Annotated in this window: 12 protein-coding genes; 7 read left to right on the forward strand and 5 right to left on the reverse strand. The window is 67.0% G+C overall.

Features of this window, described 5'->3' with window-relative positions; translation table 11 throughout:
• Positions 1–52 precede the first annotated feature (52 nt).
• The 4 genes from mdtD (at position 53) to yccS (ending at position 6,479) form a co-directional block, all read left to right on the forward strand.
• Positions 53–1,480 carry a multidrug transporter subunit MdtD gene (mdtD, locus tag P0Y43_RS24745; protein WP_275639878.1) on the forward strand — a complete coding sequence of 476 codons (1,428 nt, stop codon included), beginning with the start codon at positions 53–55 and terminating at the stop codon, positions 1,478–1,480.
• Between the two features lie 112 nt (positions 1,481–1,592).
• Complete coding sequence (dbpA, locus tag P0Y43_RS24750; protein ID WP_275640222.1) at positions 1,593–2,930, forward strand: ATP-dependent RNA helicase DbpA; 1,338 nt, start codon at positions 1,593–1,595, stop codon at positions 2,928–2,930.
• Positions 2,931–2,989: 59 nt separating this feature from the next.
• Positions 2,990–4,171: an NAD(P)/FAD-dependent oxidoreductase gene (locus P0Y43_RS24755; RefSeq protein ID WP_275639879.1), complete on the forward strand. Its 1,182-nt coding sequence runs from the start codon at positions 2,990–2,992 to the stop codon at positions 4,169–4,171.
• 124 nt (positions 4,172–4,295) lie between these two features.
• On the forward strand, positions 4,296–6,479 hold the full coding sequence (yccS, locus tag P0Y43_RS24760) for a YccS family putative transporter (protein ID WP_275639880.1): 2,184 nt from the start codon (positions 4,296–4,298) through the stop codon (positions 6,477–6,479).
• A gap of 24 nt (positions 6,480–6,503) precedes the next feature.
• On the opposite strand, the gene P0Y43_RS24765 is transcribed toward yccS, so the two are convergent.
• From P0Y43_RS24765 to P0Y43_RS24785, 5 genes are all read right to left on the reverse strand, one after another.
• Entirely contained in the window at positions 6,504–7,241 is a 738-nt protein-coding gene (locus P0Y43_RS24765) for a substrate-binding periplasmic protein (RefSeq protein WP_275639881.1), read from the reverse strand.
• 88 nt (positions 7,242–7,329) lie between these two features.
• A complete protein-coding gene (locus P0Y43_RS24770) occupies positions 7,330–8,304 on the reverse strand; it encodes an ornithine cyclodeaminase family protein (RefSeq protein ID WP_275639882.1) in 975 nt (324 codons plus the stop codon).
• Positions 8,301–9,278 (reverse strand): threonine/serine dehydratase, encoded by a 978-nt coding sequence (locus P0Y43_RS24775; protein ID WP_430540279.1) that lies wholly within the window; start codon positions 9,276–9,278, stop codon positions 8,301–8,303. The genes P0Y43_RS24770 and P0Y43_RS24775 overlap by 4 nt, the downstream gene beginning before the upstream one ends.
• A 144-nt stretch (positions 9,279–9,422) precedes the next feature.
• On the reverse strand, positions 9,423–9,719 hold the full coding sequence (locus P0Y43_RS24780) for a winged helix-turn-helix domain-containing protein (protein ID WP_275640224.1): 297 nt from the start codon (positions 9,717–9,719) through the stop codon (positions 9,423–9,425).
• Between the two features lie 13 nt (positions 9,720–9,732).
• Complete coding sequence (locus P0Y43_RS24785) at positions 9,733–10,233, reverse strand: M48 metallopeptidase family protein (RefSeq protein WP_275639883.1); 501 nt, start codon at positions 10,231–10,233, stop codon at positions 9,733–9,735.
• 157 nt (positions 10,234–10,390) lie between these two features.
• On the opposite strand from P0Y43_RS24785, the gene P0Y43_RS24790 reads away from it, so the two are divergent.
• The 3 genes from P0Y43_RS24790 to P0Y43_RS24800 all read left to right on the forward strand — a co-directional run bounded on the left by P0Y43_RS24790 (position 10,391) and on the right by P0Y43_RS24800 (position 13,757).
• Positions 10,391–11,296 carry an AraC family transcriptional regulator gene (locus tag P0Y43_RS24790; protein ID WP_275639884.1) on the forward strand — a complete coding sequence of 302 codons (906 nt, stop codon included), beginning with the start codon at positions 10,391–10,393 and terminating at the stop codon, positions 11,294–11,296.
• 144 nt (positions 11,297–11,440) lie between these two features.
• Complete coding sequence (locus P0Y43_RS24795) at positions 11,441–12,751, forward strand: ABC transporter substrate-binding protein (RefSeq protein WP_275639885.1); 1,311 nt, start codon at positions 11,441–11,443, stop codon at positions 12,749–12,751.
• A gap of 82 nt (positions 12,752–12,833) precedes the next feature.
• The gene (locus P0Y43_RS24800; RefSeq protein WP_275639886.1) at positions 12,834–13,757 is read left to right on the forward strand and encodes a carbohydrate ABC transporter permease; all 924 of its coding nucleotides are present in this window, start codon (positions 12,834–12,836) and stop codon (positions 13,755–13,757) included.
• Positions 13,758–13,767 lie beyond the last annotated feature (10 nt).

Here is a 13,767-nt window from a genome sequence, read left to right on the forward strand (position 1 = left end):
CGGGCTCGACCCGCTCCGACAAGGGCGCCGCGCATTCTCCAGGAACGAGGCCATGTCCGAACGCACCCCGCTGGACCCCACCACCGCCCGCTGGATCCCCTGGGTGGTGGCCATCGCCTTCTTCATGCAGTCGCTGGACGGCACCATCCTCAACACCGCGCTGCCGGCCATGGCCCACTCGCTGGCAGAAGACCCGCTGCGCATGCAGGGCGTGATCATCGCCTACATGCTCACCGTGGCGCTGCTGATTCCCGCCTCCGGCTGGATCGCCGACCGCTTCGGCACCAAGCACATCTTCTTCGGCGCCATCCTACTGTTCAGCTTCGGCTCGCTGCTGTGCGCCATCGCCAACAGCCTGGGTTTCCTGATCATCGCCCGGATCATCCAGGGCCTGGGCGGGGCGCTGATGCTGCCGGTGGGCAGGCTGGTGGTGCTGCGCGCCTACCCGCGCTCGGAACTCGTGCGGATCATGAGCTTCATCACCATCCCCGGCCTGCTCGGCCCGCTGTTGGGGCCGACCCTGGGCGGCTGGCTGGTGGAGATCCTCAGTTGGCACTGGATCTTCCTGATCAACCTGCCGGTCGGCGCGCTGGGCTGCTATGCGGTGTGGAAGTTCATCCCCGACCTGCGCGGCAGCGAACGCACCCGCTTCGACGGGCCGGGGTTCATCCTGTTCGGCGCGGCGATGGTGCTGATCACCATCGCCATGGAAGGCCTGGGCGAGCTGCACCTGCCGCATCTGCGGGTGATGTTGCTGCTGTTCGCCGGCCTGGCCTGCCTGGCGGCGTACTGGCTGCGCGCCGGGCGTGACCCGGAGCCGCTGTTCTCGCCCAGCCTGTTCCGCGTGCGCACCTTCGCCATCGGCATCCTCGGCAACCTGTTCGCGCGCCTGGGCAGCGGCGCCCTGCCCTTCCTGGTGCCGCTGCTGTTGCAGGTGGCGCTGGGCTACTCGCCGGCGCAGGCGGGGATGAGCATGATCCCGCTGGCGGCGGCGGCGATGGTCGCCAAGGCCATCGCCCGGCCGCTGATCGAGCGCCTGGGCTACCGCATCGTGCTCACCGGCAACACCCTGCTGCTGGGCATCCTGCTGGCCAGCCTGGCGCTGGTCGACGAACGCACGCCCTATGCCCTGCTGCTGACCCAACTGGCGCTGCTGGGCGCAGTGAACTCGCTGCAGTTCACCGCGATGAATACCGTGACCTTGATCGACCTGGACGACGCCAGCGCCAGCAGCGGTAACAGCCTGCTGTCGGTGGTCGCGCAGCTGTCGCTAAGCCTGGGCGTGGCCTGCGCCGGCGCCTTGCTCGGTGGCTTCACCGCGGCGGGCAGCGCCGAAGGCGTGCAAACCACCTTGGGCGCGTTCCAGCTGACCTTCGTGACCATCGGCGTAATGGCCATGCTGGCGGCGACCCTCTTCCTGCAACTGGCGCCGACGGACGGAAGGCGTGCCCGTCGTCCGGAAGAACATGTGGAAACGTAGGGCGAATCGCCATGAGGCTGGTAGACTGTGCGGCATTTTTCGCTTCGCACCGCAGGCCCGCCTCGTGACCACCACCCCCACCGCCTTCGCCACCCTGCCGTTGTCCGCCGCCATGCTGGCCAACCTGGACGCCCTCGGCTATGCCGCGATGACCCCGATCCAGGCGCAGAGCCTGCCGGTCATCCTCAAGGGCCAGGACCTGATCGCCCAGGCCAAGACCGGCAGCGGCAAGACCGCCGCCTTCGGCATCGGCTTGCTCAACCCGATCAACCCGCGCTACTTCGGCTGCCAGGCGCTGGTGCTGTGCCCCACCCGCGAACTGGCCGACCAGGTGGCCAAGGAGCTGCGCCGCCTGGCCCGCGCCGAGGACAACATCAAGGTCCTCACCCTGTGCGGCGGCGTGTCGCTCGGCCCGCAGATCGCCTCGCTGGAGCACGGCGCGCACATCATCGTCGGCACCCCGGGGCGCATCCAGCAGCACTTGGACAAAGGCACCCTGGTGCTCGACGGCCTCAACACCCTGGTGCTCGACGAAGCCGACCGCATGCTCGACATGGGTTTCTTCGACGCTATCGCCAGCATCATCGGCCGCACCCCGGCGCGCCGCCAGACCCTGCTGTTCTCGGCCACCTACCCGGCCGGCATCGAGCAGTTGGCCGCCGACTTCATGCGCGCGCCGCAGCAGGTCAGGGTCGAGAGCCTGCACGCCGACAACCAGATCGAGCAGCGCTTCATCGAGATCGACCCGCAGCAGCGCCTGGAAGCCGTCACCCGCGTGCTTGGCCACTACCGCCCAACCTCGTGCGTGGCGTTCTGCTTCACCAAGCAGCAGTGCGAGGACGTGGTCGCCCACCTCAAGGCCAAGGGCATCCATGCCCAGGCCCTGCACGGCGACCTGGAACAGCGTGACCGCGACCAGGTGCTGACGATGTTCGCCAACCGCAGCAGCTCGGTGCTGGTCGCCACCGACGTCGCCGCCCGCGGCTTGGACATCGATGGCCTGGACATGGTCATCAACGTCGAGCTGGCGCGTGACGCGGAGATCCACGTGCACCGCGTCGGGCGCACCGGCCGTGCCGGTGAGAAGGGCCTCGCGATCAGCCTGGTGGCCCCGGCCGAAGGCCACCGCGCCCAAGCCATCGAGGCGCTGCAGAAGAGCCCGCTGCGCTGGGACCAGCTGGACAGCCTCAAGAGCAAGGGCGGCGAGCCGCTGCTGCCGGCCATGACCACCCTGTGCATCGCCGCAGGGCGCAAGGACAAGCTGCGCCCGGGCGACATCCTCGGCGCACTGACCGGCGACGCGGGCATCCCCGGCACCCAGGTGGGCAAGATCGCCATCTTCGATTTCCAGGCGTTCGTCGCCGTGGAGCGGGCGGTGGCCAAGCAGGCGATGCAGCGGTTGAACAGCGGCAAGATCAAGGGGCGCGCCCTGAAAGTCCGCATGCTCTGAAACCACACCGTCTTATTACCCCCACAGGTTTTCTGTTTTCATCCAGATAGGTTCATACCGTGCACTCCACCGACGTGATCATCCTCGGCGCCGGCGCCGCCGGCCTGATGTGCGCCCAGCTCAGCGCCCGCCGTGGCCGCCGCGTGCTGCTGCTCGACCACGCCAACAAGCCGGGCAAGAAGATCCTGATGTCCGGCGGTGGACGCTGCAACTTCACCAATATGTACACCGAGCCGGCCAACTTCCTGTCGCAGAACCCGCACTTCTGCAAATCGGCCCTGGCCCGCTACACCCAGTGGGACTTCATCGAGCTGGTGGCCAAGCACGGCGTGCCGTACCACGAGAAGAAGCTCGGCCAGCTGTTCTGCGACAACAAGTCCAGCGACATCCTCGACATGCTCCTGGCCGAATGCGACGCCACCGGCGCCGAGCTGCGCATGAACACCAGCATCGAGCGCATCGACAAGGTCGAGGGCGGCTACCAGTTGCACACCAGCGCCGGCCCGTTCGCCTGCCAGTCGCTGGTGATCGCCACCGGCGGCCTGTCGATCCCGACCCTGGGGGCCAGCGGTTTCGGCTACCAGGTGGCGCGCCAGTTCGGCCACACGCTGCTGCCAACCCGCGCCGGGCTGGTGCCGTTCACCATCACCGAGCCCCAGCTCAAGGCACTGTGCACCGAGCTTTCGGGCACCTCGCTGGACTGCATCGCCAGCTGCAACGGGGTGAGCTTCCGCGAGAACCTGCTGTTCACCCATCGCGGCCTGAGCGGGCCGGCGATCCTGCAGATCTCGTCGTTCTGGGAGGCCGGCGACACGGTCGAGCTCAACCTGCTGCCGGACCGCGATGCGCTGGAATGGCTGCAAGGCCAGCAGGTCGAACGCCCCAACAGCGAGCTGAAGACCGTGCTGGGCGAGGTGTTCACCCGAAAGCTGGCCAACCTGTTGGCCGAGCAGTGGTTCGTTTCGAAACCGTTGAAGCAGTACACTCCGGCAGAATTGACCCAAATCGCCGAAAAACTGGCGGCCTGGCAGGTGGTGCCGGCGGGCACCGAGGGCTATCGCACCGCCGAGGTGACCCTAGGTGGGGTGGACACCCGCGAGGTGTCGTCCAAGACCATGGAATCGCTCAACAGCCCGGGTTTGTACTTCATCGGCGAGGTGCTGGACGTCAGCGGGCACCTGGGTGGGTTCAACTTCCAGTGGGCCTGGGCCTCGGCCAACGCGGCGGCGCAGTTCGTGTAGAGTAGAAACCTTTCAGCACGGAACGCTTCTTGCTGGTCTGTGCCAAGGTGCCGTTTTTGGGGCGGCTACGCAGCCGCCCCGAGGCCCTGTAAGGATACCCATTCGCCCACAGCCCAAGGCCATCATGTCATCGAGCTCGTTCCGCCATTCATTGCGTCGCCTGTGGGGCCAAGACAAGTTCAGCTACGCCATCCGCGTAACCATCGCCCTCACCGGCACCATGGCCTGGTGCTGGTACCAAAACGAGATGAGCCTGCTCATCCCACTGTTCCTCGGCATCATCGCCAGCGCCCTGGCCGAGACCGACGACGGCTGGCAGGGCCGGCTCAGCGCCCTGGCCGTGACCCTGGTGTGCTTCGCCGTCGCCTCGCTCTCGGTCGAGCTGCTATTCCCCTACCCCTGGATATTCGCCGTCGCCCTGGCCCTGGCGGCCTTCGGCCTGACCATGCTCGGCGCCCTGGGCGAGCGCTACGGGGCCATCGCCTCGGCCACCTTGATTCTCTCGGTGTACACCATGATCGGCGTCGACCAGCGCGGCGGCCAGGTCAACGATGTGTGGCACGAGCCCCTGCTGCTGGTGGCCGGCGCCGCTTGGTACGGAGCGCTGTCGGTGCTGTGGCAGGCGCTGTTCTCCAACCAACCGGTGCAGCAGAGCCTGGCCAAGCTGTTCTATGAACTGGGCAGCTACCTCAAGCTCAAGGCCAGCCTGTTCGAGCCGGTCCGCACCCTCGATGTCGAGGCGCAGCGCCTGGAGCTGGCGCAGCAGAACGGCAAGGTGGTGGCGGCGCTCAATGCGGCGAAGGAAATCATCCTGCACCGGGTCGGCAACAGCCAGCCGAACTCCAAAGTCAGCCGTTACCTGAAGCTGTACTTCCTGGCCCAGGACATCCACGAACGGGTGAGCGCCTCGCACTATCCCTACAACGCGCTCACCGAGGCGTTCTTCCACAGCGACGTGATGTTCCGCTGCCAGCGCCTGCTGCGCAAACAGGGTGCATCCTGCCAGGAACTGGCCCGCTCGATCCGCCTGCGCCAGCCGTTCGTGCTCGCCAGCGGCTACCCCGAGGCCCTGGAAGACCTCAACGCCTCGCTGGAGCACCTGCGCATCCAGAGCAACCCGGCCTGGCGCGGCCTGCTACGCTCGCTGCGGGCACTGGCGGCGAACCTGGCCACGCTGGACCGGCTGCTCAGCGCCGCCAGCAACCCCGAGAGCCTGGCCGATGCCAGCGACAGCAGCCTGCTCGACCGCTCGCCGCGCACCCTCAAGGATGTCTGGACACGCCTGCGCACCCAACTGACGCCGACCTCGCTGCTGTTTCGCCATGCCCTGCGCCTGCCCCTGGCGCTGTCGATCGGCTACGGCATGGTGCACTTGATCCACCCGACCCAGGGCTACTGGATCATCCTCACCACGCTGTTCGTCTGCCAGCCGAACTATGGCGCCACCCGGCGCAAGCTGGTGCAGCGGGTGTTCGGCACGGCCATCGGCCTGACCGTGGGCTGGGCGCTGTTCGACCTGTTCCCCAACCCGATCGTCCAGTCGCTGTTCGCGGTGGTGGCCGGGGTGGTGTTCTTCGTCAACCGCACCACCCGCTACACCCTGGCCACGGCGGCGATCACCTTGATGGTGCTGTTCTGCTTCAACCAGATCGGCGACGGCTACGGGCTGTTCCTGCCGCGCCTGTTCGATACCCTGGTGGGCGCGCTGATCGCGATTCTCGCGGTGTTCCTGTTCCTGCCCGACTGGCAGGGCCGACGGCTGAACAAGGTGCTGGCCAATACCCTGACCTGCGCCAGCCTGTACCTGCGCCAGATCATGCAGCAGTACGCCAACGGCAAGCGCGACGACCTGGCCTACCGCCTGGCCCGGCGCAATGCGCACAACGCCGACGCGGCGCTGTCGACCACGCTGTCGAACATGCTCATGGAACCGGGGCACTTCCGCAAGGAGGCCGACGTGGGCTTCCGCTTCCTGGTGCTGTCGCATACCTTGCTCAGCTACCTCTCGGGGTTGGGCGCGCACCGTGACACGGCGTTGCCGGCGGAAGTGCACGAACAGTTGATCGACGGCGCCGGCAGCACACTGGCGCGCAGCCTCGACGAGATCGCCAATGGGCTGGCGGCGCGGTTGCCGGTGGCGATTCACAGTGATGGCGAGGAGGCACTGGCCAATCAGCTGGAGCAAATGCCCGAGGAGCTGGATGAACACCAGCGCTTGGTGCAGACGCAGTTGGCCTTGATCTGCCGGCAGTTGGGGCCGTTGCGGACCCTGGCGGCGCACCTGATCAAGGAAGGAGAGCCGGCCTGAATCGGCTGTCAGTGACGGCCCCCCTCACAGCCCATACTGCTTCAACAACCGCGCATAACTGCCATCGGCCTTCATCGCGGCGATCGCCCGCTCGAACCGCTCGACGATCCGCTGGTGCTCGGGGTGCTTGAGGCTCACCAGGATATGCAGGCTGTTCTCGCCCAACGGCCGCTCGACGAAATCCACCGCCTCGCGCACCGCCGCCGCCTCGCTCTGCAGGTGGTAACGCGCCACATATTCATCCTCCACCGCCAGGTCCACCCTGCCCGCCGCCAGCATGCGCACGGCAGAGGGGAAGTTGCGTACCGCCACTTTGTTCAAGCGGGTATCGCCGTCGAACGCCTCGGAGTACGCATAGTCACGCACAACCGCGATGCTGAACGGGTAGAGGTCGGCCTGGGAGGTGTAGCTGAAGGGCTCGCGCTGGCGCTTGAGCAAACGGATGCGATTGGTCAGGTAGGCGCCGGAGAACTGCCCCAGCCGCGTGCGGGATTCGTTGTACCAGGCGTTGATCAGCACGTCGTAGCGCCCTTCGCCAACGCCCATCAGCGCCCGCGCCCAGGGCACTTCCTCGAATTCGCTGGCGTAGCCGGCGCGGCTCAGCGCCTGGGTGACCAGGCTGGTGGCCAGGCCGTTGCCGGGCAGGCCGCTGTCGGTGAACGGCGGCCATTTGTCCGCCACCAGGCGCAGCGTCTGCTGCGCCATCACTGGGGTTGCGAGCATCGTTACCGCAAGTCCAAGAACGCAAAGCAGTGGCCGCATGCTCAGTTCCTTTCGCAGTTGGGTTCCCACGCTGGTGCAGGGAGAGTACACAAAGGCGAAAGGCCACCACAGCGGCCAATAATATCATTTAGCCTCTATTTTGGCCGAATGCAGGATCACCCTCCAGGCAGGTCAAGGCGCAGTTGGCGATCTGCGCGTCCTGCACGGCCACCCCGGTCAGGTCGGCGAGGGTGATCTGCTCATCGTCCAGGCGCCCGGGGGCGTGGCCGCCGAGCACCGCGCCGATCTCCACAAGCTGGCGCCGCTCGATCAACCCGGCGGCCAGGGCGTGGGACACTTCGCCGTAGCGGCTGCACTGCTCCACCGAGTCGACCAGGATGCGCCCGGCCGCCGCCACCAACGCCGGGTCGAGTTCCTGCTTGCCGGGGGCATCGGCGCCCACCGCAGTGATGTGCGTCCCGGGCTGCACCCACTCACGCTTGATCAGCGCCACGCGCGACGGCGTGGTGCAGACGATGAGGTTCGACGCCCGCGCCAGCACCTCGGCGTCGGCGGTGACGCGCACAGCGAAGCCCAGCCCCTCGGCGAACGCCCGGTAGTCCGCCAGCCGCGCCACCTCCCGGCCCCAGACCAGCAGTTGGCGGCAGTCGGTGACTGCCATCAACTGCTCCAGTTGCAGACGCGCCTGCACCCCGCTGCCAAGCACGCCGATCGCGCGGACCTCCCGTGGCGCCAGCAGGCGCGCGGCGATACGCCCGGCCAGGGCGGTGCGGATGCCGGTCAGCCAGCCGCCGTCCTGCAACAACGCCAGGGGCTGGCCAGTGCGGGCCGAGAGCACCAGCACCAGGCCGTCGTTGCTTTCCAGGCCCTGGGCCGGGTTGTCGTAGAAACCGGTGGAGACCTTGACCGTGAAGGTGTCGCTGCCCTGTACCCAGGCGGACTTCACGCAGCAGTCGCCATTGCTTGGGGCAAAGGCGAAGTTCTGCACCGGCGGAACCTGCACCTGCCCCTCGGAAAAGGCCACGAAGCCCTGTTCGATCAGCCCGACGGCGCGCTCCAGGTCGAGGCTGGCGACGATGCGCGGTTTATCGAAGACCTTCACTGGATCGCCTCCAGGTACTTGTCCAAGGCGATGTTGCGGCCACACAGCACCACCGCGACCTTCTTGCCTTGGTATTCGTTGGCCAGCGCCTGCATGCCCGCCATCGCCACCCCCGCCGCGCCTTCGATGATCCAGCGCTCGCTGGCAGCGACCACGCGCATGGCGGCCTTTATCGCGTCTTCGTCGACCAGCACCGTGCGCCGCACCAGCCGCTGGCACAGCGGGAAGGTGATGCTGCGCGGTTCGACGCCGCCAGCGGTGCCGTCGGAGAGGGTCGGCGCTTCTTCCACGTCGATGATCTTCCCGACTTGCAGCGAACGTTGCAGGGTCGGCGCGTTGGCCGGCCAGCAGCCGACCAGTTCCACCTGCGGGGCCAGCCCGCGCAGGGCGGCGCCGATGCCGGAGATCATGCCGCCGCCACCCGTGGCGACGAACACGGCGTCGAGGTCCGGTTGCTGCTCGTACAGTTCCAGGCCGATAGTGCCCTGGCCGGCGATGATCTGTGGGTCGTTGTACGGCGAGACGAACGGCTTGTCCTGGCAGCGGGCCTGGCGCGCGGCTTCCAGTTCGACGCTCAACGGGTCGCAGTCGAGGGTCACCACCTCGGCGCCGAGGGCGCGCATGGCGGTGATCTTGTAGGGCGAGGCGTCGCTGCTGACGTAGACCGTCACCGGCACGCCGAGCAGGCGCCCGGCCAGTGCCAGGCCCTGGCCGTGGTTGCCGGACGAGGCGGTGATCACGCCACGGCTGCGTTGCCTGGGGTCGAGCAGGCGCAGCTTGTTGCTGGCGCCGCGAAACTTGAACGAGCCGGTGTGTTGCAGGTGCTCGCACTTGAGGTACACCTCGCAGCCGGTCAGGGCCGAGAGACCAGGGCTGTGGCTCAGGGGGGTGACCGCCACCTGTGGGCGCAGGGCGTGGTGGGCATCGGTGATGGCGTGGTGGAGGGAGTCGAGGTAGGCGGCGTCGATGGACATGGAAGCGCTCGGCAGGAAGGGAATTATTTTCTACCGTAGACTAATATTCCATAATCGACAACCCCGCCACCGCGGAACAACCTCCGCGCCTGCACCGCGATGAGGCTGGCGCGGCCATCACCACGACAGTTGCACCCACAGTGCTCAGGGGTACCCCAGCACCTCGCGGATCTGCCGCAGGTGCTGGATGATCCATTGCTTGTCGATCGCCCCCCAGTCACGGATACGGTAGTGCCCCGCATGGTTGCGCGCGCCGCTCTGCTGCTCGAACTCGCAGACGATGTCCAGGTCGGCCAGCGCCGTGATGGTGTCCTGGGCGGTGCGCCGGGGCATGCCGGTGGCCTCCATCAGCGCGGGCACGCTGGTGGCGGTCTGGCTGTCGATCAGCCAGGCCACGTAGAGGCGACGGTAGAAGCTGCTCTTGGTCTTGCTCACGTCCATGATCGCGGGGTCCTCATGCATTGCCCGGCAGTTCCCGGTAGGTCAGGTAGATGCGCAGGTCGAACTCCAGTTGATGGTAGTCCGGTTCCATGTGCTGGCAGAGTTGGTAGAACGCCTTGCTGTGGTCGCGCTCGCGCAGGTGCGCCAGTTCGTGCACCACGATCATGCGCAGGAACGCCGGCGCCGCGTCCTTGAACAGCGAGGCGATGCGGATTTCCTTCTTCGCCTTGAGCTTGCCGCCCTGCACCCGCGAGACCGCGGTATTCAGGCCGAGGGCGCGGTGGGTGAGGTCCAGGCGGTTGTCGTAGAGCACCTTGTCCAGCGGCGGGGCACTGCGCAGGAAGGCTTGGCGCAGGTCCTGGGCGTAGGTGTAAAGCGCCTTGTCGCTCTGCACGTCGTGGCGGCCAGGGTAGCGCTGGTGCAGGTAGTCGCCCAGGCGGTCGCTGGCGATCATCTGGCGGACCTGCTCCTGCAGGTGCGGGGGGTAGGCTTGAAGGTAGCGTAGCGGGGTCATGGCGGCGTGCTGGTCAAGGGACGGCAGAGTTTATCAGGGCCGGCCCTATCGCGGGGCAAGCCCGCGCCTGTGCGCGGGGGCTCGCCCCGCGATAGGGCCGGCACGCACAACCTTTTTTAGCTAGGATGACCACTCGCCCCCGGTCGACGCCACTGCCATGCCCAAACCCAGCAAAGTCACCGACCCGTCCTACGAACTGATGGACGACCACGAAGGCCACTCGCTGATCTACCGCCAGCACGGCTTCCCCAGCCCGCTGGTGCGCTGGCACTTCCACAAGGAATACGAGCTGCACCTGATCGTCGCCAGCGCCGGCAAGGTGTTCATCGGCGACTACATCGGCAACTTCGCCCCCGACACCCTGTTCCTCACCGGCCCGAACCTGCCGCACAACTGGATCAGCCAGGTCGGCCCCGACGAAGTGGTGGGCAAGCGCGACATGCTGGTCAACTTCACCGACGAAGTGCTCGACGACGGCAGCCACGTGTTCTCCGAGCTCAACCGGCTCGCCCCGCTGCTGGCCCGGGCACGCTACGGCATCGAGTTCCGCGACCCGGCGCTGATCGCCGAGAGCCGCCAACTGCTGCAACGCATCGCCGACAGCCGCGGCATGACCCGCCTGGGATACTTTTTTATCCTCATGGAACAGCTCGCCGCCTGCGAGGACTACCAGTTGCTCTCCACCGTCACCTCCTCGCAACTGGCCGACGAGCACAACGTCGAGCGCATCAACCGGGCGGTGGACTACATCTTCCAGCACTACGCCCAGGACCTCACCCAGAACGAGGTCGCCGAGCACCTGGGCATGACCCCCACCTACTTCTCGCGCTTCTTCAAGCAGGCCGCCGGGCGTGGTTTCGTCGAGTTCGTCAACCGCCTGCGGGTCAGCAAATCCTGCGAGCTGCTGGCCAAGAGCGACCTGCCGGTGACCGAGGTGTGCTTCGAATCGGGCTTCAGCAACCTGTCGAACTTCAACCGGCGCTTCCAGCAGCTCAAAGGCATGACCCCCTCCGGCTACCGCAGCCTGGTGACCCAGCGGCTCACCGAGCAGAACCGCCCCTGACGCCCAGGCACTGCAAAAAAGTATCAGCACCAGTGCAGGCGAGGCTTTGTCGCCGTCGCCGCGCGGCGGTGTAATCGGCGGCGAGCGACACAAAAACAATAATGTCTTCCGCGCCGCCACGCGGCCCGGGAGGGGAGTTCACAGATGAACGACTCGATCAAGGCCTGCCTGGCCGCCGCCTGCCTCAGCCTGCCGCTGTACGCCCAGGCCGCTGAAACCCTGACCATCGCCACGGTCAACAACAACGACATGATCCGCATGCAGCGCCTGTCCAAGGTGTTCGAAGCGCAGCACCCGGACATCCAGCTGAAGTGGGTGGTGCTCGAAGAGAACGTGCTGCGCCAGCGCCTGACCACCGACATCGCCACCCAGGGCGGGCAGTTCGACGTGCTGACCATCGGCATGTACGAAGCCGCGCTGTGGGGCGCCAAGGGTTGGCTGGAGCCGATGACCGCGCTGCCCGCCGACTACGACCTCGACGACGTGTTCCCCTCGGTGCGCAACGGCCTGTCGGCCAACGGCACGCTGTACGCCCTGCCGTTCTACGCCGAGGCGTCGATCACCTACTACCGCAAGGACCTGTTCCAGCAGGCCGGGCTGACCATGCCCGAGCAGCCCACCTGGACCCAGCTCGGCGAGTTCGCCGCCAAGCTCAACAAACCCGACCAAGGCCAATACGGCCTGTGCCTGCGCGGCAAGGCCGGCTGGGGCGAGAACATGGCGCTGATCGGCACCGTGGCCAACGCCTACGGCGCGCGCTGGTTCGATGAACAGTGGCAACCGGAGTTCAGCGGCAGCGAGTGGAAGAACGCCCTGAGCTTCTACGTCGACGCCATGAAGCACTACGGCCCGCCCGGCGCCTCCAGCAACGGCTTCAACGAGAACCTGGCGCTGTTCAATAGCGGCAAGTGCGCGATCTGGGTCGACGCCAGCGTCGCCGGTTCGTTCGTCACCGACAAGCGCCAGAGCAAAGTCGCCGACCAGGTCGGCTTCACCTTCGCGCCCAAGGAAGTCACCGACAAGGGCGCCTCGTGGCTGTACTCCTGGGCGCTGGCGATTCCCACCAGCTCCAAGTCCAAGGACGCCGCCAAGACCTTCAGCACCTGGGCCACCTCCGAGGCCTACGGCAAGCTGGTGGCCGACAAGGAGGGCGTGGCCAACGTGCCGCCGGGCACCCGCGCCTCGACCTACAGCGACGCCTACCTGGCCGCCGCGCCGTTCGCCAAGGTAACGCTGGAGTCGCTCAAGCGCGTCGATCCCAACCACCCGACCCTCAAGCCGGTGCCCTACGTGGGCATCCAACTGGTGACCATCCCCGAGTTCCAGGCCATCGGCACCCAGGTCGGCAAGCTGTTCTCCGCCGCCCTGACCGGGCAGATGCAGGTCGACCAGGCATTGGCCGCCGCCCAGCAATCCACCGCCCGCGAGATGAAGCGCGCCGGCTACCCCAAGTAGCTCGCCCCTGGCCGTTGCCGTGCAGCCCGCCTGCACGGTGGCGGCTGGCCGCTCGCCCTTTTTCGCAATCCACGGAGTCGCCATGAACACCTCGGCCCTCGACACCCCGACCCTCACCGCCCCGCGCCCCGGCAAACGCCGCGTCGGCCCCGGCTGGTTCCTGGTCAGCCCCTCGGTGGCGCTGCTGCTGTTGTGGATGATCGTGCCCCTGGGCATGACCCTGTATTTCTCGCTGATCCGCTACAACCTGCTGTACCCCGGCGAAAACCAGTTCGTCGGTTTGGAGAACTTCAGCTTCTTCGTCACCGACGCCGGCTTCATGCCCGGCGCGCTGAACACCCTGACCCTGGTCGGCAGCGTGCTGGCGATCAGCGTAGTGCTCGGCGTGCTTATCTCGGCACTGCTGGAGGCCGGCGAGTTCTGGGGCCGCGGCGTGGTGCGGGTGTTGCTGATCTCGCCATTCTTCATCATGCCCACGGTCAGCGCGCTGCTGTGGAAGAACCTGATCTTCCACCCGGTGTCGGGCATCCTCGCCGTCGTCTGGCGCCTGTTCGGCGCCCAGCCGGTGGACTGGCTGGCGCACTACCCGCTGCTGTCGATCATCCTGATCGTCTCCTGGCAGTGGCTGCCGTTCGCCATCCTGATCCTGATGACCGCCATGCAGTCGCTGGACCAGGAGCAAAAGGAAGCCGCGCGCCTGGACGGCGCCGGGCCGCTGGCGATCTTCTGGCACCTGACCCTGCCGCACCTGGCCCGGCCGATCGCCGTGGTGGTGATGATCGAGACGATCTTCCTGCTCTCGGTGTTCGCCGAGATCTTCACCACCACCAGCGGCGGCCCCGGCTACGAGTCCACCAACCTCGCCTACCTGATCTACAACCAGGCGCTGCTGCAGTTCGACGTCGGCATGGCCTCGGCCGGTGGCCTGATCGCCGTGCTGATCGCCAACGTCGCCGCCATCGTGCTGGTGCGGATGATCGGCAAGAACCTCACCGAGCGCAGCTGAGGAGCCCGCC

The organism is Pseudomonas entomophila, from assembly GCF_029193575.1.
In the GTDB taxonomy this organism is placed as follows: Bacteria; Pseudomonadota; Gammaproteobacteria; order Pseudomonadales; family Pseudomonadaceae; genus Aquipseudomonas; species Aquipseudomonas entomophila_G.